23 protein-coding genes are annotated in these 25,255 nt (G+C 74.0%); 18 read left to right on the top strand and 5 right to left on the bottom strand.

The features are described from left to right. The first annotated feature begins 35 nt into the window (after positions 1-35). The 7 genes from glmS (at position 36) to ACZ3KJ_RS10360 (ending at position 8,150) form a co-directional block, all read left to right on the top strand. A complete protein-coding gene (gene glmS, locus ACZ3KJ_RS10390) occupies positions 36-1,883 on the top strand; it encodes a glutamine--fructose-6-phosphate transaminase (isomerizing) (protein ID WP_467526133.1) in 1,848 nt (615 codons plus the stop codon). 162 nt (positions 1,884-2,045) lie between these two features. After that, positions 2,046-2,417, top strand: a complete 372-nt coding sequence (locus ACZ3KJ_RS10385) for a holo-ACP synthase (protein ID WP_389513338.1) — start codon at positions 2,046-2,048, stop codon at positions 2,415-2,417. Positions 2,418-2,488: 71 nt separating this feature from the next. Continuing rightward, positions 2,489-3,922 (top strand): NAD(P)H-hydrate dehydratase, encoded by a 1,434-nt coding sequence (locus ACZ3KJ_RS10380; RefSeq protein WP_467526132.1) that lies wholly within the window; start codon positions 2,489-2,491, stop codon positions 3,920-3,922. Between the two features lie 614 nt (positions 3,923-4,536). Next, positions 4,537-5,712, top strand: a complete 1,176-nt coding sequence (gene alr, locus ACZ3KJ_RS10375) for an alanine racemase (RefSeq protein WP_467526131.1) — start codon at positions 4,537-4,539, stop codon at positions 5,710-5,712. 217 nt (positions 5,713-5,929) lie between these two features. Further along, positions 5,930-7,183: an alpha/beta fold hydrolase gene (locus ACZ3KJ_RS10370; RefSeq protein ID WP_467526130.1), complete on the top strand. Its 1,254-nt coding sequence runs from the start codon at positions 5,930-5,932 to the stop codon at positions 7,181-7,183. After that, positions 7,149-7,661, top strand: a complete 513-nt coding sequence (gene tsaE / locus ACZ3KJ_RS10365) for a tRNA (adenosine(37)-N6)-threonylcarbamoyltransferase complex ATPase subunit type 1 TsaE (RefSeq protein ID WP_467526129.1) — start codon at positions 7,149-7,151, stop codon at positions 7,659-7,661. Before ACZ3KJ_RS10370 ends, tsaE begins: the two co-directional genes overlap by 35 nt. Before the next feature lie 282 nt (positions 7,662-7,943). Next, positions 7,944-8,150: a hypothetical protein gene (locus ACZ3KJ_RS10360; protein ID WP_467526128.1), complete on the top strand. Its 207-nt coding sequence runs from the start codon at positions 7,944-7,946 to the stop codon at positions 8,148-8,150. Positions 8,151-8,317: 167 nt separating this feature from the next. Here the strand turns inward: ACZ3KJ_RS10360 and ACZ3KJ_RS10355 are convergent, their stop codons facing one another. After that, positions 8,318-8,866, bottom strand: a complete 549-nt coding sequence (locus ACZ3KJ_RS10355) for a hypothetical protein (RefSeq protein ID WP_467526127.1) — start codon at positions 8,864-8,866, stop codon at positions 8,318-8,320. A 123-nt stretch (positions 8,867-8,989) separates the two neighbouring features. On the opposite strand from ACZ3KJ_RS10355, the gene tsaB reads away from it, so the two are divergent. The 4 genes from tsaB (at position 8,990) to ACZ3KJ_RS10335 (ending at position 11,777) form a co-directional block, all read left to right on the top strand. Continuing rightward, positions 8,990-9,643, top strand: coding sequence for a tRNA (adenosine(37)-N6)-threonylcarbamoyltransferase complex dimerization subunit type 1 TsaB (gene tsaB, locus ACZ3KJ_RS10350; protein WP_467526126.1), 654 nt, complete (start codon positions 8,990-8,992; stop codon positions 9,641-9,643). A gap of 200 nt (positions 9,644-9,843) precedes the next feature. Next, on the top strand, positions 9,844-10,398 hold the full coding sequence (locus ACZ3KJ_RS10345) for a GNAT family N-acetyltransferase (RefSeq protein WP_467526362.1): 555 nt from the start codon (positions 9,844-9,846) through the stop codon (positions 10,396-10,398). Then, on the top strand, positions 10,391-11,512 hold the full coding sequence (gene tsaD, locus ACZ3KJ_RS10340) for a tRNA (adenosine(37)-N6)-threonylcarbamoyltransferase complex transferase subunit TsaD (RefSeq protein WP_467526125.1): 1,122 nt from the start codon (positions 10,391-10,393) through the stop codon (positions 11,510-11,512). Before ACZ3KJ_RS10345 ends, tsaD begins: the two co-directional genes overlap by 8 nt. Before the next feature lie 10 nt (positions 11,513-11,522). Then, complete coding sequence (locus tag ACZ3KJ_RS10335) at positions 11,523-11,777, top strand: hypothetical protein (protein WP_467526124.1); 255 nt, start codon at positions 11,523-11,525, stop codon at positions 11,775-11,777. Between the two features lie 217 nt (positions 11,778-11,994). Here the strand turns inward: ACZ3KJ_RS10335 and ACZ3KJ_RS10330 are convergent, their stop codons facing one another. Then, positions 11,995-14,400 carry a beta-xylosidase/alpha-l-arabinosidase gene (locus ACZ3KJ_RS10330; RefSeq protein ID WP_467526123.1) on the bottom strand — a complete coding sequence of 802 codons (2,406 nt, stop codon included), beginning with the start codon at positions 14,398-14,400 and terminating at the stop codon, positions 11,995-11,997. A 139-nt stretch (positions 14,401-14,539) separates the two neighbouring features. On the opposite strand from ACZ3KJ_RS10330, the gene ACZ3KJ_RS10325 reads away from it, so the two are divergent. From ACZ3KJ_RS10325 to ACZ3KJ_RS10315, 3 genes are all read left to right on the top strand, one after another. After that, entirely contained in the window at positions 14,540-15,607 is a 1,068-nt protein-coding gene (locus tag ACZ3KJ_RS10325; protein ID WP_389513358.1) for a LacI family DNA-binding transcriptional regulator, read from the top strand. 86 nt (positions 15,608-15,693) lie between these two features. After that, positions 15,694-17,055 (top strand): glycoside hydrolase family 10 protein, encoded by a 1,362-nt coding sequence (locus ACZ3KJ_RS10320; RefSeq protein WP_467526122.1) that lies wholly within the window; start codon positions 15,694-15,696, stop codon positions 17,053-17,055. A gap of 100 nt (positions 17,056-17,155) precedes the next feature. Then, complete coding sequence (locus ACZ3KJ_RS10315) at positions 17,156-18,217, top strand: LCP family protein (protein ID WP_467526121.1); 1,062 nt, start codon at positions 17,156-17,158, stop codon at positions 18,215-18,217. Between the two features lie 142 nt (positions 18,218-18,359). Here the strand turns inward: ACZ3KJ_RS10315 and ACZ3KJ_RS10310 are convergent, their stop codons facing one another. Further along, positions 18,360-19,538, bottom strand: coding sequence for a THUMP-like domain-containing protein (locus tag ACZ3KJ_RS10310; RefSeq protein ID WP_467526120.1), 1,179 nt, complete (start codon positions 19,536-19,538; stop codon positions 18,360-18,362). Positions 19,539-19,685: 147 nt separating this feature from the next. Here ACZ3KJ_RS10310 and ACZ3KJ_RS10305 point away from each other — a divergent pair, with 147 nt between their 5' ends. Both ACZ3KJ_RS10305 and ACZ3KJ_RS10300 read left to right on the top strand, forming a co-directional pair. Continuing rightward, entirely contained in the window at positions 19,686-20,618 is a 933-nt protein-coding gene (locus tag ACZ3KJ_RS10305) for a polysaccharide deacetylase family protein (RefSeq protein WP_467526119.1), read from the top strand. After that, positions 20,615-21,433, top strand: coding sequence for a polysaccharide deacetylase family protein (locus ACZ3KJ_RS10300; protein WP_467526118.1), 819 nt, complete (start codon positions 20,615-20,617; stop codon positions 21,431-21,433). Before ACZ3KJ_RS10305 ends, ACZ3KJ_RS10300 begins: the two co-directional genes overlap by 4 nt. Before the next feature lie 41 nt (positions 21,434-21,474). On the opposite strand, the gene ACZ3KJ_RS10295 is transcribed toward ACZ3KJ_RS10300, so the two are convergent. Beyond that, the gene (locus ACZ3KJ_RS10295; protein ID WP_467526117.1) at positions 21,475-21,741 is read right to left on the bottom strand and encodes a hypothetical protein; all 267 of its coding nucleotides are present in this window, start codon (positions 21,739-21,741) and stop codon (positions 21,475-21,477) included. A gap of 462 nt (positions 21,742-22,203) precedes the next feature. Here ACZ3KJ_RS10295 and groES point away from each other — a divergent pair, with 462 nt between their 5' ends. Together groES and groL are read left to right on the top strand one after the other, a co-directional pair. Next, complete coding sequence (groES, locus tag ACZ3KJ_RS10290) at positions 22,204-22,512, top strand: co-chaperone GroES (protein ID WP_385066786.1); 309 nt, start codon at positions 22,204-22,206, stop codon at positions 22,510-22,512. Positions 22,513-22,634: 122 nt separating this feature from the next. After that, positions 22,635-24,260, top strand: coding sequence for a chaperonin GroEL (gene groL / locus ACZ3KJ_RS10285; protein WP_389513373.1), 1,626 nt, complete (start codon positions 22,635-22,637; stop codon positions 24,258-24,260). 255 nt (positions 24,261-24,515) lie between these two features. Here groL and ACZ3KJ_RS10280 read toward each other — a convergent pair whose 3' ends face one another. Continuing rightward, positions 24,516-25,205 (bottom strand): ester cyclase, encoded by a 690-nt coding sequence (locus ACZ3KJ_RS10280; protein WP_467526116.1) that lies wholly within the window; start codon positions 25,203-25,205, stop codon positions 24,516-24,518. Between the last annotated feature and the right edge of the window lie 50 nt (positions 25,206-25,255).

The following is a 25,255-nucleotide window of genomic DNA, read 5'->3' as shown; positions in this document are numbered from 1 at the left end:
TTTTCCGGGCGGGGATCGGCCGTAGGCTGCCGCGCATGTGCGGAATCGTGGGATACGTGGGGTCGCAGTCGGCGCTCGATGTCGTGACCGCCGGACTGAAACGGCTGGAGTACCGGGGGTACGACTCGGCGGGCGTCGCCGTGCCGGCCGACGGGGGACTCGCCGCCGCCAAGCGGGCGGGCAAGCTCGTCAACCTGGAGAAGGAGCTCAAGGAGCGGCCGCTGCCGGCCGGGTCGACGGGGATCGGGCACACCCGGTGGGCGACGCACGGCGCGCCGACCGACGCCAACGCCCACCCCCACCTCGACAACGCCGGGCGCGTCGCCGTCGTGCACAACGGGATCATCGAGAACTTCGCGGTGCTGCGGGCCGAACTGGCCGAGCGCGGCCACGAGCTGGTCTCCGAGACCGACACCGAGGTCGTGGCCCATCTGCTCGCCGAGGAGTTCTCCGCCACGGCCGACCTCGCGGAGGCCATGCGGCTGGTGTGCCGGCGGCTCGAAGGGGCGTTCACGCTGGTCGCGGTGCACGCCGACGAGCCGGACGTGGTCGTGGGGGCGCGGCGGAACTCGCCGCTCGTGGTGGGCGTCGGCGAGGGCGAGGCCTTCCTCGCCTCGGACGTCGCCGCGTTCATCGACCACACCCGGTCGGCGATCGAGCTGGGCCAGGACCAGGTGGTGGAGCTGCGCCGGGACGGGGTGACGGTGACCGGCTTCGACGGCCGGCCGGCCGACGTGCGCTCCTACCACATCGACTGGGACGCCTCGGCCGCGGAGAAGGGCGGCTACGACTACTTCATGCTCAAGGAGATCGCCGAGCAGCCCAAGGCGGTCGCCGACACGCTGCTGGGACGCATCGACGCCTCCGGCGCGCTGACCCTGGACGAGCTGCGCATCTCCGCGGCCGAGCTGCGCCAGGCGGACAAGGTCGTCATCGTCGCGTGCGGTACGGCCTTCCACGCGGGGATGATCGCCAAATACGCCATCGAGCACTGGACGCGGATCCCGTGCGAGGTGGAGCTGGCCAGCGAGTTCCGCTACCGGGACCCCATCCTGGGCCCCCGGTCGCTGGTCATCGCCATCTCGCAGTCCGGCGAGACCATGGACACGCTGATGGCGCTGCGGCACGCCCGCGAGCAGGGCTCCAAGGTGCTGGCGATCTGCAACACCAACGGGTCGACCATCCCGCGCGAGTCGGACGCGGTGCTGTACACGCACGCCGGGCCGGAGGTGGCGGTCGCCTCGACGAAGGCCTTCCTGACGCAGCTGGTGGCCTGCTACCTGGTGGCGCTGTACCTGGGCCAGGTGCGGGGCACCAAGTGGGCGGACGAGATCCGGGACGTGGTCCGCGACCTCGCGCGGATCCCCGCCGACGTCGATCGGGTGCTGGAGACCATGGAGCCGGTGCGGGAGCTGGCGCGCTCCCTCGCCGCGAAGGACACCGTGCTCTTCCTCGGCCGGCACGTGGGGTATCCGGTGGCGCTGGAGGGCGCGCTCAAGCTGAAGGAGCTGGCGTACATGCACGCCGAGGGCTTCGCGGCGGGCGAGCTGAAGCACGGGCCGATCGCGCTGATCGAGGAGGACCTGCCGGTCGTCGTGGTCGTGCCGTCGCCGCGGGGGCGGTCCGTGCTGCACGACAAGATCGTGTCCAACATCCAGGAGATCCGGGCCCGGGGCGCGCGCACCATCGTGATCGCGGAGGAGGGGGACGAGGCGGTCGTCCCCTACGCCGACCATCTCGTACGGGTCCCGGTGACGCCGACGCTGCTGCAACCGCTGGTGGCGACGGTTCCGTTGCAGGTGTTCGCGTGCGAGCTGGCGACAGCTCGGGGGAACGAGGTGGATCAGCCGCGGAACCTGGCCAAGTCGGTCACGGTGGAGTAGGGGGTGCTTCGGGAGGGGCGGGGCGGTGTGCCGGGTGCGGGTGGTGTGCGGGCGCCGGTCGTGTGTGCCTGGTCACGCAGTTCCCCGCGCCCCTGATCGCCTGCGGCGGTCCCGGGGCGGCGCTGGGCGGTCGTTCTGCGGGGCGGCCGTAGGGTGCTCGGCATGAGCATCATCGGGGTCGGCATCGACGTGGCGGAGATCGAGCGGTTCGCGGCGTCCCTGGAGCGGACGCCCGCGCTGGCGCAACGGCTGTTCATCGAGAGTGAGTTGCTGCTGCCGAGCGGGGAGCGCAGGGGGGTCGCCTCGCTGGCGGCGCGGTTCGCGGCCAAGGAGGCGGTGGCCAAGGCGCTGGGGGCACCGGCGGGACTGCTGTGGACCGACGCGGAGGTGTACGTGGAGGACAGCGGGCAGCCGCGGCTGCGCGTGCGGGGGAGCGTCGCGGCGCGCGCCGCGGAGCTGGGCGTACGGTCCTGGCACGTGTCGCTCAGCCATGACGCGGGGATCGCCTCGGCGGTGGTGGTGGCGGAGGGGTAGGCCAGCCCCGGTGGCAGGTGTGCGGGGAGTGGCAGGTGTGGGGCGAGTGGTAGGGCGGTAGAGGTAGGGCCATGCGTACTGCCTACTGCGTGGACACGGTCAGGACCGCCGAACGGGAGCTGATGGCCCGTCTGCCGGAGGGCGCGCTGATGCAGCGGGCCGCCGCCGGACTCGCCGCCGCCTGTGCGGAGTTGCTGGGGCGGGTGTACGGCAGCCGGGTCGTGCTGCTCGTCGGCAGCGGCGACAACGGCGGCGACGCCCTGTACGCGGGTGCCCGGCTGGCCCGGCGCGGCGCCGGGGTGAGCGCCGTGCTGCTCGCGCCGGAGCGGACCCATCCCGGGGGGCTGGCGGCCCTGCTGCGGGCGGGCGGCCGGGCGGTCCCGGCGAGCGCCGCCGAGGGCCTGCTGTGCCGCGCCGACCTGGTGGTCGACGGGATCGTCGGGATCGGCGGGCGGGGCGGTCTGCGGGAGGACGCGGCTCCGCTCGCCGCGCTGGCCGCCGGGTCGCGGGCCGCCGTCGTCGCCGTCGACCTGCCGAGCGGGGTGGAGGCGGACACCGGGGAGGTGCGGGGCGCCGCCGTCCGGGCCGACCTCACCGTCACCTTCGGCGCGCACAAGCCGGGCCTGCTGATCGATCCGGCGCGGGAGTACGCCGGGTCGGTGCGGCTCGTCGACATCGGACTGGAACTGCCCGCCGAGCCCGAGCTGGAGGCGTTGCAGCACGCGGACGTGGCGGCGCTGCTGCCGGTGCCGGGCGCCGAGAGCGACAAGTACCGGCGGGGCGTGGTCGGTGTCGCCGCCGGGTCGGCCCGCTACCCGGGGGCCGCCGTGCTGGCCGTGGCCGGCGCGCTGCGCGGCGGGGCGGGTGCCGTGCGGTACGTCGGGCCGGCCGCGGAGGCCGTCATCGCCCGCTTCCCGGAGACGCTCGTCTCCGACCAGGGGCCCGCGCATGCCGGGCGGGTGCAGGCGTGGGTCGTCGGGCCGGGCGTCGGCGACGACGCGGCGACGGTGGCCGAGGTGCTGGCCGCCGACGTGCCCGTGCTGATCGACGCGGACGCGCTGCGGCTGGCGGAGCCGGGGGCGGTCCGGGGCCGTAGGGCGCCGACCCTGATGACCCCGCACGCGGGGGAGGCGGCCGCGCTGCTCGGGGTGGCGCGGGAGGACGTCGAGGCGGGGCGGCTGGCCGCCGTGCGCGACCTGACGGCGCGGTACCGGGCGACGGTGCTGCTGAAGGGGTCGACGACGCTGGTCGCGGACCCGGGGCGAGGACCCGTACGGGTGAACCCGACCGGGACGTCGTGGCTGGCCACGGCCGGCAGCGGCGACGTGCTGTCGGGACTGGCGGGGTCGCTGCTGGCGGCCGGGCTGTCGGCGTCGGACGCGGCGAGCGCGGGCGCGTATCTGCACGGGCTGGCGGGGCGGTTCGCGGCCCGCGGGGCACCGGTGGGCGCACACGACGTGGCCGAGGCCGTGGCACGCGCCTGGCGGGACGTGACGCGGGGGTGAGGGGCCGGGCCTGGCGGGGCGTGACGCGGGGGTGGGGGGCTGGTCTGGTCGGCGGGTGTCGGTGGGTGTCGGTGGGTGGTGGTGGGTGGTGGGTGATGGGGCGGGGTGATGGCTGCGCTCTGGTGTGCACGCGGCTGAGTGCGCGCCGGAGAGGGGTGCGGGGACGGACGTGGAGGCGCGGGGCTGAGCGGTGGGGCGAGGGCGCGCCGGGAGGGCCGAGCGGGTGAGCGGTGGGGCGAGGGCGCGCCGGGAGGGCCGCGGGGGCGTGCCGGAGAGGGGCGTAGGGCTGTGTTCGGCGGCGAGCGGAGGGTGCGTACCGGGGCGGGGGCGCGCCGGAGAGGCAGCCGTAGGACCGTGCTGGGCGGCGAGCGGAGGAGCTTGCCGGAGGCGGGCGGCGGGGCGTGCTCCGAGACGGGCGGCGGGCGGCGGGGCGTGCTCCGAGACGGGCCGTGGGGGCTCGGAGGGGCGCGTGAGGGGAGGCGGGCCGCCGGGGGCGCGCCCCTGGAGGGACCCTGGAGGGGCCCTGGAGGGGCGTCGTCTCGCCAGGGCGCGTACGTGGGGGCCGTGGGCCCGGCTCTTAGGGGCTTTCCGGGCGCTCTGAGACACTGGGCGCGATGAGTGAGACTGCACAGCCGACCCCCGCCCCGCCGCGCGCCCGCGCCGAGATCGACCTGGCCGCGCTGCGGGCCAACGTGCGGACCCTGCGCGCCAAGGCGCCGGGGGCGGCGTTCATGGCCGTGGTGAAGGCCGACGGGTACGGCCACGGCGCGGTGCCGTGCGCCCGGGCCGCCGTGGAGGCGGGGGCCACCTGGATCGGCACCGCCACGCCCGAGGAGGCGCTCGCGCTGCGCGCGGAGGCCGGGCTGCCGGCCGGCGTGCGGATCATGTGCTGGCTGTGGACGCCGGGCGGGCCCTGGCGGGAGGCGATCGAGGCCGGCCTCGACGTGTCCGTGAGCGGGCTGTGGGCGCTGCGCGAGGCCGTCGAGGCGGCCCGGCTCGCCGGACGGACGGCCCGGGTGCAGCTCAAGGCCGACACCGGGCTGGGCCGCAACGGATGCCAGCCCGCCGACTGGCCCGACCTGGTCGCCGAGGCGCTGCGCGCGGAGGGCGACGGACTCGTCCGGGTCACCGGGCTGTGGTCCCACTTCGCCTGCGCCGACGAACCCGGCCACCCCTCCAACGCGGCCCAGCTCTCCCGCTTCCGCGAGATGGTGGCGTACGCCGAGGGGCAGGGCGTACGGCCCGAGGTGCGGCACATCGCCAACTCCCCGGCCACGCTCACCCTCCCCGCGGCCCACTTCGACCTCGTCCGCCCGGGGATCGCCATGTACGGCCTTTCGCCCAGCCCCGAGGTCGGCTCGGCCGCCGATCTCGGCCTGCGGCCGGTGATGACCCTCGCGGCCTCCCTGGCCCTGGTGAAGCACGTCCCCGGCGGGCACGGCGTCAGCTACGGCCACCACTACACGACCCCGGGCGAGACCACCCTCGGTCTGGTTCCCCTCGGGTACGCCGACGGCGTCCCCCGGCACGCGTCCGGCACCGGCCCGGTGCTCGTCGCCGGCAAGTGGCGTACGGCCGCGGGGCGGATCGCGATGGACCAGTTCGTCGTCGACCTCGGCGGCGACGACCCCGGGCCGGGGGCCGAGGCGGTGCTGTTCGGACCCGGTGACCGCGGCGAGCCCACCGCGGAGGACTGGGCGCAGGCCGCGGGGACCATCGGGTACGAGATCGTCACGCGCATCGGAACGCGGGTTCCCCGCGTCTACGTGAACGGGGACCGGGACGGGTAGTCCCCCCGGCGGGGGGACCTTCGGGGGCGACGTCCGCGGCTGGTTCACTCATGTCCCACGCGCGCATGCCGTACGTATGCCGTGCGCAGGCCGGGTGCATGCCGTGCGCATGGCGTGCGCATCGTGGGCAACAGCAGTCACAACGGCAGAAACAGCAGAAACAGCAGCGGCACGGCAACAGCAGCAACACCTGGCGTCGGCCGAGGAGGAGCGGTACGTGAGCGAGAGCAGTGCGGAGGCGGTGGCGAGCGCCGCCTCGGCGGCCGTCGCCGCCTCCGCCCCGGGGGCGGCCGGGAACTGGCGCCGGGCGACCGGCGTCGCCGGCGCCGCGATAGGCGTGATCGCCGCGGGCGCCGCGGCCGGCGTCGCGCTGGAGCGGATGACCGTGGGCCGGGGCATGCGCGCGAAGGCACGGCTCGCCCTCGACGCGGCGGGGCCGTACGGCGCCCTGCGCGGCACCCCGGGCAAGGCCTTCGCCGACGACGGCACCGAGCTGTACTACGAGGTCGACGACGTGGAGCCGCAGGGCGGACCGGCGAACCGGCGGCGCCGGCTCTTCGGCCGCAAGGCCCCCCTCCCCGTCACCGTCGTCTTCAGCCACGGCTACTGCCTCACCCAGGACTCCTGGCACTTCCAGCGCGCCGCGCTGCGGGGCGTCGTCCGGACCGTGCACTGGGACCAGCGCAGCCACGGGCGCTCCGCGCGCGGGGCGGCCCAGCTCCACGACGGGGTGCCGGTCACCATCGACCAGCTGGGACGCGATCTGAAGGCCGTCGTCGACGCGGCCGCGCCGGAGGGGCCGATCGTGCTCGTCGGGCACTCCATGGGCGGCATGACGGTGATGGCGCTGGCCGCGCAGTACCCCGAGCTGATCCGTGAGCGGGTCGTCGCCACCGCCTTCGTCGGTACGTCCTCCGGGCGGCTCGGCGAGGTCAACTTCGGACTGCCGGTCGCGGGGGTCAACGCCGTACGGCGGGTCCTGCCCGGGGTGCTGAAGCTGCTGGGGCAGCGGGCCGAGCTGGTGGAGAAGGGGAGGCGGGCCACCGCCGACCTGTTCGCCGGGGTCGTCAAGCGGTACTCGTTCGCGTCCCGGGACGTCGACCCGGCCGTCGCCCGGTTCGCCGAGCGGATGATCGAGGGCACGCCGATCGACGTGGTCGCCGAGTTCTACCCGGCCTTCACCGACCACGACAAGACCGAGGCGCTCGCCCGCTTCACGGACATGCCGGTGCTGGTGCTGGCCGGCATCGGCGACCTCGTCACGCCCAGCGAGCACAGCGAGGCCATCGCCGACCTGCTGCCGGACGCCGAGCTGGTGCTCGTCCCGGACGCCGGGCACCTGGTGATGCTGGAACACCCGGAAGCGGTCACCGACCGCCTCGCCGACCTGCTCACCCGCGCGGGCGCCGTGCCCGCAGGGGCTACCGTGGGTGGCTATGGAAGCACCAGCAGCACCGCACAACCCGGCTGAGACCGAGCTGATCGTCAACTCTCCCGAGCAGATGCGGGAGTTGGGCCGCCGCCTGGCAAAGCTGCTGCGCGCCGGCGACCTCGTGATACTCAGCGGGGAGCTCGGCGCGGGCAAGACGACCCTGACGCGCGGTCTCGGCGAGGGGCTCGGCGTGCGCGGGGCGGTCACCTCCCCGACGTTCGTGATCGCCCGCGTCCACCCGTCCCTCGGGGACGGCCCGCCGCTCGTCCACGTCGACGCGTACCGCCTGGGCGGCGGGCTCGACGAGATGGAGGACCTCGACCTCGACGTGTCCCTGCCCGAGTCGGTGGTGGTCGTGGAGTGGGGCGAGGGCAAGGTCGAGGAACTGACCGACGAGCGGCTCCAGGTGCGGATCCACCGGGCCGTCGGCGACACGACGGACGAGGTGCGGCAGGTGACGGTCACCGGGCTGGGGGAGCGGTGGGCCTCGGCGGACCTGAGCGTGCTGGCGGCCTGAGCGCGGCCCGGACGGACGTTCCGGGCGGCTGAGGACCGGTCTCCACGGTGGTCGTGGAGCGCCGTTCGACAGGGCAGGGGTGAGCCCGTACCCGACGGGCTCACCCCTGCCCTGTCTTCTGCGTCCTTCTCAGTCCTTCTGACGTCCTTCTGGCGTTCGTATGAAGATTCCGACAAGACGTCGGCATGATGTTGCGTCCGGCGTCCCGCCCGTGGTCACATGGTATCCAGTCCCTAGTTAGGTGAACCTAACCAGGCCCGCCCCGGCCCCCAGGAGGCGTCCATGCCGGCCATCGAGCCCCAGAGGTCCGACGTCCCGTCGCGCCCCTCCGCCCTCGCCGGGGTCTCCATGCGGGATCTGCTGGCGTCCTGCGCGGCCGCCGAGGCGGTGTCCCGCCCGCCGCGCGCACCCGAGCCCGAGCCCGGAACCGGGCCTGTGCGGTCCGCCGTCGCCGGGGCGCGGGTGCGGCACCACCGGGAAGCGGCGTAGCGCGCGCCACCTGGCTTCCGGGCCGCGGCTCCCGGCTCGGCTCCGGCTTCCGGCTCGGCCCGCGGCTCCCGGCTTCCGGCCCCGGGCCCCGGCTCGGCCCCGGCCCTCGGGCCGGGGCCTCGCCCCGGCCGGCCGGCCGGGGGGCGATTGCCTCCCGCCGCACCCCGTCACCGGATCACGACGACCTGCTCCCCGATCGTCGCGAACGCCCACATCGCCTCGCCGTCCGCGCGCGCCTCGCGGATCCCGCCCGTGCGCATCGCCGGGTCGGGCGCCCGCAGCGAGCCGTCCACGGCCGCGCTGAAGCCGATGACCACCCCGTCCACGGTGCTGAAGCGCACCACGTGCTCGACGGGCGTGCCGTCCGTGCCGGTGATGCCCTTCGAGCGGGAGGTGACCGCGTAGGTCCCCGGGAGCGGGTCCACCGTGCCCGGGGTGACCGGGAACGTCCGCTGCACCGCGCCGTCCTCGCCGACCAGCCACACCCGGTCGTCGTCCACCGAGTACACGACCCGCTCACCCGTGCCGGAGCCGGAGGGGAGAGCGGTGGGGTTGTTCTTGTCCCGGGGGGCCTTCGGCGCCGCGGCGGCCGGGTCCAGGGAGGCCCTGCCGAGGGTGTCGGGCACGTTCGCCGACGCCTGGAGGGCGAGGAACCCGACCGTGCAGACGGCCGCCGCGGTGAGCCCGGCCACGACCGTCGCGCTGCTGCCTGCCACCGGCGACCACCTCTTTTGTCGTACTTCGTCCCCCGCGGCGACGTTAGCAGCCGGGACGTCCCGCACCGGGGCGACCGGACGTCCGACACGGGCCGCGGGCCCGAGGAGCCGTAGGCTGTTTGCGTGCTCTTGCTCGCTCTGGATACAGCCACCCCCGCCGTGACCGTCGCCCTGCACGACGGCACGGCCGTCATCGCCTCGTCGAGCCAGGTGGACGCGCGCCGGCACGGCGAGCTGCTGCTGCCGGCCGTCGACCGTCTGCTCGCCGACGCGGGACGCGCGCTCGACGCCGTCACCGGGATCGTCGTCGGCATCGGCCCCGGCCCGTACACCGGGCTGCGCGTCGGTCTGATGACCGCCGACACCTTCGGCCTCGCGCTCGGTGTCCCCGTGCACGGTCTGTGCACCCTCGACGGCCTCGCCTACGCCGCCGACCTGGACGGCCCCTTCGTCGTGGCCACCGACGCCCGCCGCAAGGAGGTCTACTGGGCGCGCTACGCCGACTCCCGCACCCGGGTCACCGAGCCGGCCGTCGACCGCCCGGCCGACATCGCCGACCGGGTGGCCGGGCTGCCCGCCGTCGGCGCGGGCGCGCTGCTCTACCCCGACACCTTCCCCCAGGCGCACGAGCCGGAGCACGTCTCCGCCGCGGCCCTCGCCGCGCTGGCCGCCGAGCGGCTCGCCGCCGGTGAGGAACTCCCGGCGCCGCGCCCGCTGTACCTGCGCCGCCCGGACGCGCAGGTCCCCAAGAACTACAAGGTGGTCACCCCCAAGTGACCGAGTCCGACGTTCCCGAGCCCGACGCCCCCCGGTCCGGCCCGGCCGGTGAACCGGGCGGCACCGAGTCCGGCGCCCCGCAGTCCGGCACGGCCGAGCCCGGCACCGCCGAGCCCGGCACCGCCGAGCCCGGCACGGCCGAGCCCGGCACCGCCGAGCCGCCCGGCGCCCCCCGGCCCGGTGCCCCCGCCCTGCGCGAGATGCGCTGGTGGGACATCGACCCCGTGCTGGAACTGGAGAAGGACCTCTTCCCCGAGGACGCCTGGTCGCGCGGCATGTTCTGGTCCGAGCTGGCGCACTCCCGAGGCCCCGAGGCGACCCGCCGCTACGTCGTGGCCGAGGCCGAGGGCCGGATCGTCGGCTACGCGGGCCTGGCCTGCTCCGGCGCCGCCTCCGACGGCGGTTCCGAGGGCGGTTCCGGCGGTGACGACGGCGGAGGCGGCGCGGGCGCCGACGTGCAGACGATCGCCGTCGCCCGCGACCGCCAGGGCACCGGCCTCGGCGCCCGGCTCCTCACCGAACTCCTGCGCGCCGCGACCGCCTTCGAGGTCGCCGAGGTCCTGCTGGAGTGCAGGGTCGACAACGTCCGCGCCCAGCGGCTCTACGAGCGCTTCGGCTTCGAACCCATCGGCTTCCGACGCGGCTACTACCAGCCCGGGAACGTGGACGCCCTGGTCATGCGCCTGGTCACAGCATCCGACAGCGGCTCGGCCGACGAACCGACATCAGTACAAGGAACCGAGATCAATGGCTGACGAACCCCTCGTCCTCGGCATCGAGACGTCCTGCGACGAGACCGGCGTCGGCGTCGTCCGCGGCACCACCCTGCTGGCGGACGCCATCGCCTCCAGCGTCGACGAGCACGCCCGCTTCGGCGGGGTCGTGCCGGAGGTGGCCAGCAGGGCCCACCTGGAGGCGATGGTCCCGACCATCGACCGGGCGCTGAAGGAGGCGGGCGTCTCGGCGAAGGACCTGGACGGCATCGCGGTGACGGCGGGTCCCGGGCTGGCGGGTGCCCTGCTGGTCGGCGTGTCGGCGGCGAAGGCGTACGCCTACGCGCTCGGCAAGCCGCTGTACGGCGTCAACCACCTCGCCTCCCACATCTGCGTGGACCAGCTGGAGCACGGCCCGCTGCCGGAGCCGACGATGGCGCTGCTGGTCTCCGGCGGCCACTCCTCCCTGCTGCTCTCCTCGGACATCACCTCCGACGTCCGCCCGATGGGCGCGACCATCGACGACGCGGCGGGTGAGGCCTTCGACAAGATCGCCCGCGTGCTGAACCTGGGCTTCCCGGGCGGCCCGGTCATCGACCGGTACGCGCGCGAGGGCGACCCGGCGGCGATCGCGTTCCCGCGCGGCCTGACCGGCCCGCGCGACCCGGTCTACGACTTCTCCTTCTCCGGCCTGAAGACGGCGGTCGCCCGCTGGATCGAGGCCCGGCGGGCGGCGGGGGAGGAGGTCCCGGTGCGTGACGTGGCGGCGTCCTTCCAGGAGGCGGTCGTCGACGTCCTGACCCGCAAGGCCGTACGGGCCTGCCGCGACGAGGGCGTCGACCACCTGATGATCGGCGGCGGCGTGGCCGCCAACTCCCGGCTGCGCGCCCTCGCCCAGGAGCGCTGCGAGGCGGCCGGCATCCGGCTGCGCGTGCCGCGCCCCAAGCTGTGCACGGACAACGGCGCGATGGTCGCCGCCCTCGGCGCGGAGATGGTCGCCCGGGGCCGGGCCGCGTCCGCCTGGGACCTGTCGGCGGACTCGTCCCTCCCGGTGACCGACCCGCACGTGCCCGGCCGGCACCACGGCCACGACCATGGCGCCGGCCACGGTCACGACCACGTCCACGAGGTCGGCGAGACCAACCTCTACTCGTGAGGATCACGTCATGACGGTCGCGTTGATGTGGGAGGCCCGGGCGGCGCAGGGCCGCGGGGCGGAGCTGCTGGCGTGGGCGCGCGGGCAGCGGCTCTCGCCCGCACCCCTGCGCCGCGAGGTCCTCCGCGCCCCGCAGGACCGGGTGCTGGTCATCACCTGGTGGGACGCGGAGTACGACGCCGACGTGCCCGAACTGCCCGAGCCGGACGGGGAGCTGGTGAGCCGGTCGGTGCACCGCTGGCGGTTCGAGGCGGTGGAGGAGTAGGACCTCCGGCCCGGAGCGCCCCTCCACCCCCGGAGCGCCTCCGGGGCACTCCCCGGAGCGCCCCCCGGGCACCCCGGAGCGGCCCCCGGGCCCCCGGAGCGCCCCCCGGGTATCCCCCCGGAGCGCCCCCGGGCCACCCCTCGAAGCGCCCCCGGGCCACCCCTCGAAGCGCCCCCGAGGCCACCCCTCGAAGCGCCCCCGAAGCCCCCGGAGCGCCTCAGGCGCGCTCCGCCCCCGCCTCCGTCTCCGCTCCCCCTACCGACTCCGCTCCCGCTCCCGCATCCACCTCGCGCCCCACATCGACCCCCACATCGACCCCCACCTCCACCCCCACCTCGCACCGCAGCCTCCGCCCCGCTCCCGCCTCCCGCACCGGCCCGGTCAGGGTCAGGCGGGCCGTGTGGCGCACGTCCGCGCTGGACGCCCCCAGCCGCAGTTCCAGCGCCCCGGGTTCGACCACCCGCCGGCCCGCGCGGTCGGTGAACGCCGACAGGTCGGTGTGGAAGCGGAAGGTCACGCGGGCCGACCCGCCGGGTTCCAGCGCGACCCGCTGGTAGCCGACGAGCCGTACGTCGGGCCGGGTCACGCTCGCCACCGGGTCGTGCAGATAGAGCTGGACGACCTCGGCGCCCTGCCGGTCGCCGGTGTTGCGGACGGTCACGGACAGGTCGTACGAGCCGTCGGTTCCGATCTCCGCGTCCGGGGTCCCGGCGTCCTCCCACGCGAACGTCGTGTACGACCTCCCGTACCCGAACGGGTACAGCGGCGTCGGGTCCAGGCTGCTGACCTCGTCGGCCAGGCCCAGGGGCGGCTGGAGGTACGTCCACGGCTGGCCGCCCACCCCGCGGGGCACGCTCACGGGCAGCCGGCCCGAGGGGTTGACGCGGCCCGACAGCACCCCCGCGACCGCCGGGCCCCCCTCCTCGCCGGGGAAGAAGGCCTGGACGACGGCGCCCAGCCGGCCGTGCCAGCGGCCGAGGGCGTAGGGGCGGCCGGTGAGGAGGACCAGGACCACCGGGACGCCCGTCGCCACGAGGGCGTCCAGCAGCTCACCCTGGACGCCCGGCAGGCGCAGGTCGGCCACGTCGCAGCCCTCGCCCGAGGTGCCCCGGCCGAACAGGCCCGCCCGGTCGCCCAGGACGGCCACGCACACGTCCGCCTCGGAGGCCCTCGCCACCGCCTCCTCGAAGCCCGACCGGTCCGGGCCGGAGACCGGGCAGCCCTCCGCGAACGTCACCTTGGCGTCGGGCAGCTCGGTGCGCAGCGACTCCAGCAGCGTGGGGATGTCGATGCCCAGCTCCACCTCGGGGTGGTGGGTGAGGACGTGGGAGGGGAAGGAGTAGCAGCCGAGCATCGCGAGCGCGTCCGCCGCCCGGGGGCCGACGACGGCGACCCGGCTGTCCGGGGACAGCGGCAGCAGGCCGTCCGGGTTGTCCAGCAGCACCACCGACTCCTCCGCCAGCCGGCGGGCCACCGCCCGGTTGGCCGCCGAGTCCAGCCGGGCCGGCACCGGCTCGGCCGGCTCCGGCCGCCAGTCCGCGTCCAGCAGGCCCAGCTCGCACTTCTGGAGCAGGACGCGGCGGGCGGCCCGGTCGACCAGGTCCTGCGGGACCTGCCCGTCCCGTACGGCGGCCACCAGGGCCTCGCCGTAGTACTTCACCGTCGGCAGCTCCACGTCGACGCCGGCCTCCAGGGCCAGCCGGGCCGCCTCCGCGGGGGTGCCCGCCACGCGGTGCAGGGTCTGGAGGAAGCCGATGCCGAAGTAGTCGGCGACCACCGTGCCGGTGAAGCCCCACTCCTCGCGCAGGAGAGCGGTCAGCAGCTCCGGGTCGGCGGAGGCCGGGACGCCGTCGCGTTCCGTGTAGGCGGCCATCACCGAGCGGGCCCCGCCCTCGCGCAGCGCCATCTCGAACGGCGGCAGCGTCACGTCCGCGAACTCGCGGGTGCCCGCCCGGACGGGCGCCAGGTTGCGGGCGCCCGCCGAGGAGGCGTACCCGGCGAAGTGCTTGAGCGTGGCCACGACACCGGCCGACTCCAGGCCGCGCACATAGGCCGCGCCGACCGTGCCCACCAGGTACGGGTCCTCGCCGATCGTCTCCTCGACCCGCCCCCAGCGCGGATCCCGTACGACGTCCAGGACGGGCGCGAGGCCCTGGTGGACGCCGACGGCGCGCAGGTCGCGGCCGATCTGCCGGGCCATCTCCTCCACCAGCGGCGGGTCGAAGGCGGCGCCCCAGGCGAGCGGAACCGGGTAGGCGGTGGCCCGCCAGGCGGTGAAGCCGGCCAGGCACTCCTCGTGCGCGACGGCGGGGATGCCGAAGCGGCCCGCCTCGGTGATCCTGCGCTGGGCCAGGGCCAGGGCGCGGGCACCGACCGCCGGGTCCACGGGGGCCGTGCCGAAGGAGCGGGTGAGCTGGCCGAGCCCGTGGGTGATCAGCTCGGCCCAGTCGTAGTCGGCGGTCATGTCGTGCTGGTGCGGGGCGACTCCGTCGCCGTCCGTCGCGGCGCCGACCCACACGCCGTACAGCTGGGCGGTCTTCTCCTCGAGGGTCATCCGGGAGAGGAGGTCGTCGACACGGGCGGCGGCGGGCAGGGCGGGGTCACGCCAGGGGGCGGTGGTCATGAAACTCCTGTCAGAGGTCGGTGAGCCACCGGTCGGGGACCGATCGTGCGAATGTTTCGATGTGCACTTCGAATGTTCCGGGAACCTAAGGCCCGGCGAAGGGTTCGTCAAGAGGTCGTGCGGGGATACGATCGCCGCCATGACACCCTCGGAGCCCGCGCAGACGCGGACGGAAGACCGGCCGACACGGCGTTCGGCGGGGCAGACCGCGACCCTCGCGGAGATCGCCCGCGAGGCCGGCGTCTCGGCACCGACTGTTTCGAAGGTCCTCAACGGCCGTGCCGATGTCGCGCCCGCGACCCGCGCCCGCGTCGAGGAGCTGCTGCGCGCCCACGGCTACCGGCGCCGGCGCGCCGAGGCGACCCGCTCGCCGCTGATCGACCTGGTCTTCCACGAGCTGGAGAGCGCCTGGGCGATGGAGGTCATCCGGGGCGTCGAGAACGTCGCGCGGGACGCCGGGCTGAGCGTCGTGCTGAGCGAGAGCGCGGGACGGCTCACGCCGGGGCGGACCTGGGCCGACCAGGTCGCCGCCCGCCGCCCGCACGGCGTGGTGCTCGTGCTGTCCGGGCTCGACGAGTCCCAGCGCGCGCTGCTGACCAGCCGTTCCATCCCGTTCGTGGTGATGGACCCGGCGGGCGACCCGGGGGCGGACGTGCCCTCGATCGGCGCCACCAACTGGCAGGGCGGGCTCGCCGCCACCCGGCACCTGGTCGAGCTGGGGCACCGGCGGATCGGGGCGATCAGCGGCCCCGCGCAGATGATGTGCAGCCGGGCCCGCGTCGACGGCTACCGCGCGGCCCTGGAGACGGCCGGGCTGCCGGTCGACCCGGGGCTGATCATGACCGGTGACTTCCACCACGAGACCGGCTACCGGCTCGGGCGCGAGCTGCTCGCCCGCCCCGACCGGCCCACCGCCGTGTTCGCCGGCAACGACCTCCAGGCCCTCGGCTGCTACGAGGCCGCCCGTGAGCTGGGCCTGCGCATCCCCGAGGACGTCAGCGTGGTCGGCTTCGACGACCTGCCGGTGGCCCGCTGGGTGGGCCCGCCCCTGACGACCGTGCGGCAGCCGCTGACCGAGATGGCCGAGGCGGCCGCCCGGCTGGTGCTGGAGCTGGGGCGCGCGGAGGAGGCGCCGGCGGCGACCCGGGTGGAGCTGGCGACCAGTCTGGTGGTGCGGACGAGCACGGCGGCGCCGCCGGTGGCCTGAAGGTGACGTATTGACGGGTGGGGAGGACGCCTCCACACTCCTCCGAAGCCAATCGGTTACACGACCGAAACTTTCGGAGGCCTGTCATGAGATCCTCCGCACCATCCTTCCGGCGCCGTCTCGCGGCCCTGTGCGCCGGCGCCGCGGCCGTCGGCGCCCTGCTCACCGCCGGTTCCACGACCGCCCACGCGGCCGACGAACCGCTGCGCGACCTCGCCGCCGCCCAGGGCAAGGTCATGGGCACGGCCGTCACCGGCTCCAAGCTCACCGGCACCTACGGTGACATCGCGGGAGGGCAGTTCAACTGGCTCACCCCCGGCAACGCCATGAAGTGGGGCTCGGTCGAGCCGACCCAGGGGACCTTCAACTGGGCCGAGGCCGACCAGATCGTGGACTTCGCCGAGGCCCACGACCAGGAGGTGCGCGGCCACACCCTGGTCTGGCACAGCCAGAACCCGAGCTGGCTGACCAACGGCAGCTGGACGTCCGCCCAGCTCGCCACCCTGCTCCAGGACCACATCACCACCGAGGTCGACCGCTACGAGGGCCGCGTCGCCGCCTGGGACGTCGTCAACGAGCCCTTCAACGAGGACGGCACCTACCGCTCCACCCTCTGGTACCAGGGCCTCGGCGCCGACTACATCGCCGACGCCCTGACCTGGGCGCGGGCCGCCGACCCGGCCGCGAAGCTCTACATCAACGACTACAACGTCGAGGGCGTCAACGCGAAGTCCACCGCCCTGTACGACCTGGTCAAGTCGCTGAAGGAGCAGGGCGTCCCGATCGACGGCGTCGGCCTCCAGGCCCATCTGATCCTCGGCCAGGTGCCGTCCACCCTCCAGCAGAACATCCAGCGCTTCGCCGACCTCGGCGTCGACGTGGCGATCACCGAGCTGGACATCCGGATGACGTTGCCCTCCGACAGCGCCAAGCTCACCCAGCAGGCCGCCGACTACAAGGCGGTGATGAACGCCTGTCTGGCGGTGACCCGGTGCACCGGCGTCACGGTGTGGGGCTTCACCGACTCCGACTCCTGGATCCCGAGCACCTTCCCGGGGCAGGGCGCGGCGACGCCGTACGACGAGAACTTCGCGCCGAAACCGGCGTACTACGCGATCGTCGAGGCGCTCGGGGGCACCGTGACACCGCCGACGGGCGCGTGCACGGCGGTGTACAGCGTGACCAGCCAGTGGAACACCGGCTTCACGGGGCAGGTGCGGATCGCCTGCTCGGGGGCGGCGCTGTCGTCGTGGAAGGTGAACTGGACGTACGGGGCCGGGCAGCAGATCACGCAGGCCTGGAACGCGAACTGCACCCAGTCGGGGGCGGCGGTCACCTGTTCCAACGCCTCGTACAACGCGACGGTTCCCGACGGCGGTTCGGTGACGTTCGGCTTCAACGCGTCGTGGAGCGGGAGCAATCCGGTGCCCACGGTGACGCTGGGGTGAGGGTGCGCGGGGGGCTCGGGCCGCCCGGGCTCCGGGAAGTCTGAGAGTCTCCGAAGCAATCCCTCACAGTCCGCTCATAATCCAAACTTATGTTCCTCCCGTGACGGGACACGACGCGGACGCACACGCGCACGGACAGCGGGGCCGGCGGTCCAGAACGCTCAGGGCCGTCGGCCTCATCCTCGCGGTCACCCTCGTCCTGGGCGCCGCCGCGGCGGGCTGGGTGTACTGGCACCTCGACGACAACATCACGGGCGTCGACCTCGACAACGCGCTCGGCGACGACCGTCCGGCGCGCGCGGTGACCACCCCGTCCCCGTCCGGCACGGCCTCCGCCGCCCCGCTGCCCACCGGGGCCCTCAACATCCTGGTCCTCGGCTCCGACTCGCGCAGCGGAGCGGAGAACCAGGAGCTCGGCGGCGGCGACAGCACGGGCGCGCGCTCCGACACGGCGATGGTCGTCCACCTAGACGCCGGCCGCACCGGCGCCACCGTCGTCAGCATCCCGCGCGACACCCTCGTCACCCGCCCGTCCTGCCCGCTGCCGTCCGGCGGTTCGACGGCGGAGGCGTACGGCGTGATGTTCAACACCGCCTACGCGGTGGGCGGCCCGGTCTGCGCGGTCAAGACCGTGGAGTCGATGACGAACGTCCGCATGGACCACTTCGTCGAGGTCGACTTCTCGGGGTTCGCGAAGCTCGTGGACGCGCTCGGCGGCGTGACCGTGACCACCGAGGAGGACATCGACGACGAGGACAGCCACCTGCACCTCGCGGCCGGGACCCACCGGCTCGACGGCACGCAGGCCCTCGCCCTGGCCCGTACCCGGCACGGCATCGGCGACGGCAGCGACCTCGGCCGCATAGGCCTCCAGCAGACCCTGGTGAAGGCCCTGCTGGCACAGATCTCCGCCACCGACCTGCTCACCAGCCCCACCCGGCTCTACTCCGTCGCCGACGCGGCCACCGGCGGACTCACCACCGACACCGGCCTGGACTCCCTCGCCGAGCTGATGGAACTCGCCCAGAGCCTGAAGGGCCTGTCGTCGGCCCACGTCACGACCGTCACCCTCCCCGTGGTGACCGCACCGACGGACCCCAACCGCGTGGTCCCCCAGGAACCGGCCGCGACCGACCTGTGGACATCACTCACCCAGGGGTGACAACCGCAGACCTCAAGGGGGTCCCCCTGGCACGCCGGTCCGCTGCCCGGCGCAAAGGGGCGCGGGGAACTGCGCGACCAGCCACCCACCTGCCGCGGCCCGCAACGCACAGCACCCCCCACCCGGAACCCGCCCCCACCCATCACCCGGCGGAGTCACCCCGCACCGGCCCCCCGATCAGCATCGTCGGCGCCCCCGCGACCCGCGTCAGGAACACCGTCGCCGCGTTCGGCCCCTGCGGCTTCACCTTCTTCCGCAGTTCCTCCGGTTCCACCGCCGACCCGCGCTTCTTCACGGTCAGGATCCCCACCTCCCGCTCCCGCAGCAGCGCCTTCAGCTTCTTGACGTTGAAGGGCAGCCGGTCGGTGATCTCGTAGGCGGTGGCGTACGGCGTGGGCCGCGCGTCGTCGGCGGTGACGTAGGCGATGGTCTCGTCGATCAGGCCGCCGTCCACCTCCCGGGCCACCTCGGCCACCAGGTGCGCCCGGATGACGGCGCCGTCGGGCTCGTAGAGGAAGCGGCCGACGGGGCGGACGCCGGGGTCGGGCAGCCCGGTGCCGAGGAGCGTGCGCGGGCCGGGCAGCAGGGTGGCGCGGACGGCGCCCGGCGTGGTCCCGAACCACAGCACCGCCTCCTTCACGTCCCCGCCGTCCGAGATCCACTCGGCCTCCGCCCCGTCGGGCACCGCCTCGTGCGGGATGCCGGGGGCGACCTTCAGCGCGGCGTGGGGGGCCCGCAGGGCGGCCGAGACGGCCCAGGACAGGGGCGGCGAGTACGCCTCGGGGTCGAAGACGCGCCCGCGCCCCCCGCGCCGCGCCGGGTCCACGAACACGGCGTCGTACCCGGCCGTGTCGACGTCCGTGACGTCGGCCTCCCGCACCTCGATCAGATCGCTCAGCCCCAGGGCCGCGGCGTTCTCCCGGGCGACCGCCGCGGTCAGCGGGTCGCGGTCCACGGCGAGGACCCGGATCCCGGCGCGGGCGAGCGCGACGGCGTCGCCGCCGATCCCGCAGCACAGGTCGGCGACGGAGGTGACGCCCAGTTCGCGCAGGCGCCCCGCGCGGTGGGCGGCGACCGGGGCGCGGGTGGACTGCTCGACCCCGTTGGGCGTGAAGAACATCCGCTCGGCGTCCCGCGCCCCGAACTTCGCCACCGCCCGCTGCCGCAGCTGCGCCTGCCCGAGGGCGGCCGAGACGAGTGCGGCGGGATGGTCGCGGCGCAGCCGGGTGGCGACGGCGAGTTCGTCCGCGGGGGCGGTGTCGCGTACGGCGTCGAGGAGGGCGCGGCCCTCGGGGGTGAGGAGCGGGGCGAGGTCGTTCACCGGCTCATTGTGGGCCAGCCGGTGGACGGCGCGCGTCCGCCCGCGGTGCCGGACGTGGGCCAGTCGGTGGACGGTGCGCCTCCGCCCGCGGTGCCGGGCGGGGTGTCGGGCGGGGTTCGCGGGCCGGGACTGCGAGGATCCGGCGCCATGGGATCAGTCGTACAAAACGATAAAAAGGCGGTGCGGCGCATGAGGATCCGGGGCGGCATCGCCGTCCTCGCCCTGACCGCCATCGCCTCGGGCTGCGCTCAGGGCGGCTCGGGCACCGCCGGAAGCCGTCCCGCCGCCGGCCAGGAGGCCGGTCAGGCACCGCCGGAGCGCGCCCTGCACTCCTACGCCGACAAGCTGCGCGCCGACCACGCGGCCCGGACCGCCGCGGCGGAGCGCTGGGGCCTGCGCGAGGTCCCCCTGGCCGCGCCCGCGCCCCCCGCCCGCAAGCCGCACATCACCACCCGCGACGGCTTCGAGGTCAGGGACCACGAGGAGCTCGGGCTGCCGCCGGTCTTCACCCGCGTCCCCACCAAGGACAAGGTCGTCTTCCTCACCCTCGACGACGGCGCCGAGAAGGACCCGGCGTTCCTGCGCATGATGGCCGAGCTCCGGATCCCGTACACCGCCTTCCTCAGCGACTACCTGGTCAAGGACGACTACGCCTACTTCGAACGGATGAAGGCCGCGGGGGTCGGCCTGAACAACCACACCCTCCACCACCGCTACCTGCCGAGCCTGTCGTACCAGCGCCAGAAGCAGGAGATCTGCGGCATGCAGGACGTGATCGAGGAGCACTACGGCGAGCGCCCCGCCCTCTTCCGGCCGCCGTTCGGGAACTACAACCGGGCCACCCTGCGCGCCGCGAAGACCTGCGGCGTGCGGTACGTACCACTCTGGAGCGAGGAGGTCTTCGTCGACCGCTGGGAGTACCGCGAGTGGGACCGCGACCTCCACCCCGGCGACATCGTCCTGAGCCACTTCCGCGGCCGGGACGACTGGAAGGGCACCATGCCCGACATGATCCGCCGGTTCCTGAACAAGGTCACGCAGAAGGGATACGCGGTGGCACGCCTGGAGGACTACCTGTGAGAGCGCGGGGGCCGCTGGCCGTACTGCTGATCCTGGCGACCCTGACCGGCTGCGCCCAGTCCGTCGACCCGATCGAACGGCTGGGCAAGAAGGCGGCGGAACGGGTCCGCCCGCACGGCCCGGACGCCGGACCGCCCCACCGCCGCTGGGGCCTGACGGCTCCCCTGGCCCCCGCCCCCACCCGCCCGTCCCGCCCCTCCGGCCCCCTCTCCGGCAGCCCCGGCGGTACCGGCCTCCCACCGGTCGTCGACCACGTCCCGACCCGCGACAGGGTCGTCTTCCTCACCTACGACGACGGTGCCGAACGCGACCCCCGCTTCGTCGACATGGTCCGCGACCTGCGCCTCCCGGTCACCATGTTCCTCACGGACAGCGTGGTCGGCCCCGGCTACGGGCACTTCGCCCGCCTCCGCGCCGTCGGCGCGACCCTTCAGAACCACACCCTCGACCACGCCGCCCTGCGCGGCCTGCCGTACACCGGCCAGCGCGCCGAGATCTGCGGCCAGCAGGAGAAGCTCCACGCCCGCTTCGGCGTCCGCCCCCGCCTGTTCCGCCCGCCCTACGGCAGGTACGACACCACGACCCTGCGCGCCGCGGCGGACTGCGGCATCACGGCGGTCGTCCTCTGGCGCGCCGCCATGGGCCCCGCCGACCTCACCTACACCCGCGGCACCCACGGCCTCCGTCCCGGCGACATCATCGCCGTGGACCCGGACGAGTCCCTGGGCCCGACCCTGCGCGAACGCACGACCCGCCTGCTGCGCCGGATCCAGGAACAGGGCCTGACGGTGGCACGGCTGGAGGACTACGTGTGACGGACTGCGTGTGACGGACTACGGGGGACGGCCGGGGGAGTTCAGCGAGTCCACACCTGCACGGCGAGCACCAGCAGCACCCCTCCCACCACCGCCTGCGCCGCCCCGGTGACGGGATACCCCTTCCGGTACAGCACGACGGCGCTGCCGAGCGCGGCCGCCCCGGCCACGCCGAGGTGGACCAGCAGCGCCGTCGGACGCCCGCTCATCACCAGGATCGCGGCGATCAGATACCCGCAGGCGACCTCCACCGGCACGAGGAGCGCCGCCAGGCAGCAGCCGGCGGAAACGGAGGAACGGGGACTCATGGCGGAACGGTACGAGACACCGCCCGTCCGGCGATCGGCCATCGAGAACAAGGCCGTTCAGGGGGCGGCAGCGGGAGTCCGGCACCGGCCGCAGAGGGACCGCACCCGCCGGGAGCGGTGTCCGGCACCGGCCGCAGAGGGCCCGCACCGGCCGGCAGGGGGCCCGGCACCGGCCGGGAGCGGGGTCCGGCACCCGAAGGCAGCGGCGCTCGGTGCCGGAAGCGGCGGCGCTCGGCACCGGCCGCCGGGGACGCCCACGCCGGCGAAAGTCGCGCCGCGCCCCGCCGGATTGGCACTCCGCTTGACCGAGTGCTAATCGCGGTCATAGTCTCAGCTCTGGCACTCCCCCCAGGAGAGTGCCAACACAGCGACGGGCAGGTCCGGCACCCGCGACGACGGATCGACCTGGTCGCCACCTCAGACAGTTAACCCCGTGAGATCTCCGAAGGGGGAGGTCGGATCGTGACGACCGCCAGCTCCAAGGTTGCCATCAAGCCGCTCGAGGACCGCATCGTGGTCCAGCCGCTCGACGCCGAGCAGACCACGGCCTCTGGCCTGGTCATCCCGGACACCGCGAAGGAGAAGCCCCAGGAGGGCGCCGTCCTCGCCGTGGGCCCGGGCCGCTTCGAGAACGGCGAGCGCCTGCCGCTCGACGTCCAGGTCGGCGACGTCGTCCTGTACAGCAAGTACGGCGGCACCGAGGTGAAGTACAACGGCGAGGAGTACCTCGTCCTCTCGGCTCGCGACGTCCTCGCGATCATCGAGAAGTAGTTCACCCGAGCACATTCGATGCTTGAAGCTGCGCCCCTGGCCCCCGCGACCACTTAAGAAGCCGGGCGCCCGGGGCGCAGTGTCTTTCTCACCCACAGATTTCCGAGAGGGCTCCCGCTGTCATGGCGAAGATCCTGAAGTTCGACGAGGACGCCCGTCGCGCCCTCGAGCGCGGCGTCAACAAGCTGGCCGACACGGTCAAGGTGACGATCGGCCCCAAGGGCCGCAACGTCGTCATCGACAAGAAGTTCGGTGCCCCCACCATCACCAACGACGGTGTCACGATCGCCCGCGAGGTCGAGATCGAGGACCCGTACGAGAACCTCGGCGCGCAGCTGGTGAAGGAGGTGGCGACCAAGACCAACGACATCGCGGGTGACGGTACGACCACCGCCACCGTGCTCGCCCAGGCGCTGGTGCGCGAGGGCCTGAAGAACGTCGCCGCCGGCGCCTCCCCCGCGCTGCTGAAGAAGGGCATCGACGCCGCGGTCAAGGCCGTCTCCGACGACCTGCTCGCCTCGGCCCGCCCGATCGACGAGAAGTCCGACATCGCCGCCGTGGCCGCGCTGTCCGCCCAGGACCAGCAGGTCGGCGAGCTCATCGCCGAGGCCATGGACAAGGTCGGCAAGGACGGTGTCATCACCGTCGAGGAGTCCAACACCTTCGGTCTGGAGCTGGACTTCACCGAGGGCATGGCCTTCGACAAGGGCTACCTGTCGCCGTACTTCGTGACGGACCAGGAGCGCATGGAGGCCGTCCTGGAGGACCCGTACATCCTCATCAACCAGGGCAAGATCTCCTCCATCGCCGACCTGCTGCCGCTGCTGGAGAAGGTCATCCAGACCAACTCCTCCCGCCCGCTGCTGATCATCGCCGAGGACGTCGAGGGCGAGGCCCTGTCGACCCTGGTCGTGAACAAGATCCGCGGCACCTTCAACGCGGTCGCGGTCAAGGCCCCGGGCTTCGGTGACCGCCGCAAGGCGATGCTCCAGGACCTGGCCGTCCTCACCGGCGCCACCGTCATCTCCGAGGAGGTCGGCCTCAAGCTCGACCAGGTCGGCGTCGACGTGCTCGGCTCCGCCCGCCGCGTCACCGTCACCAAGGACGACACCACGGTCGTCGACGGTGCCGGCAACGCCGAGGACGTCACGGGCCGCGTCGCCCAGATCAAGGCCGAGATCGAGAACACGGACTCCGACTGGGACCGCGAGAAGCTCCAGGAGCGCCTCGCGAAGCTGGCCGGCGGCGTGTGCGTGATCAAGGTCGGCGCCGCCACCGAGGTGGAGCTGAAGGAGAAGAAGCACCGTCTGGAGGACGCCATCTCCGCGACCCGCGCCGCGGTCGAGGAGGGCATCGTCTCCGGTGGCGGTTCCGCGCTGGTCCACGCCGTCAAGGTCCTCGAGGGCAACCTCGACAAGACCGGCGACGAGGCCACCGGCGTCTCCGTCGTCCGCCGCGCCGCCGTCGAGCCGCTGCGCTGGATCGCCGAGAACGCCGGCCTCGAGGGCTACGTCATCGTCTCCAAGGTCGCCGAGCTCGAGAAGGGCAACGGCTACAACGCCGCCACCGGCGAGTACGGCGACCTGGTCAAGGCCGGTGTCATCGACCCGGTCAAGGTGACCCGCTCCGCCCTGGAGAACGCCGCCTCCATCGCCTCCCTCCTCCTCACGACCGAGACCCTGGTCGTCGAGAAGAAGGAAGAGGAAGAGCCGGCAGCCGCGGGCCACGGCCACGGCCACTCCCACTGACACACGTCAGCACTGACGCACGTCAGGACTGACGCACGTCAGGACTGACGCACGTCAGGACTGACGCACGTCAGGACTGACACACGTCGGCACCGAGGCCCGGCGTCCCTTTCGGGGCGCCGGGCCTTCGCGTCGCCGTCACGCCCTTCGGCTCGGGAAGCAACCGGCCGAACCCCCTGTTCAGTCGTCCACGCGACGCAGACGAGGGCCCCGTCCCCGGTCGGCCGGGGACGGGGCCCGGTGGAACCTCGCGGGCTACCGCCCGAGTACCCCCAACTGCTCCAGCAGACCCGCCCGGTCGTACTGCCACCACGCCTCGCAGATCATCCCGCCCCGGAAGCGGTGCCAGGTCATGCCGGTCATGGCGACCTCCTGACCGGTGGCCGGGATGCCCAGGAAGTCGCCCTTGTGGCGGCCGGTGAACGTCCAGCGCGTGCACACCGTGTCGTCCTCGGCCGTCTGGGCGTCGACCCGCATCGAGAAGTCGAAGGCCCGCCGCCAGCCGAGGACCTCCTCGCGCGCCGCCCGCAGCCCGGTGTCCCGCGGATTGGCCGGGTCGTGATCGACGTAGTCGTCCGTGAGCCGTTCCAGCAGGCGGTCGACGGGGGTCCGGCCGAGGTCCTCGAAGTACTCCCGCGCGACCTTCCGGTTGAGCTGCTCGTCCCGCACCACCTCGAGATCGGTGAAGGTGGGCATCTCGTCGCACAGGGCCACCATGTCCTGGAAGATCCGGTCGGTCTCCGGGAGGTTCGAGTTCCGCATCGCCTCCTCGTACGACGGGAACTCCACGATCTCGATGAGGTGCGACGCGTCCGAGCGGTCCTTGGCGACCAGCGCGTGCGTCGCGGTCCGCTTCCCCTTGGTCTGTTCGACCCATGTGTCCAGCAGCCGGTTCATCTCGTCGAACCGGCTCGTCTTGCAGTCGATGAGCTGTACGAACGTCATGACGCCGCCTCCGGCCCCCCTGGGTCCGGTTGTGTCACGCCCATTTTCCC

Source organism: Streptomyces sp. NPDC003248 (genome assembly GCF_055563235.1).
This window is presented reverse-complemented; position numbering and strand designations above follow the sequence as displayed.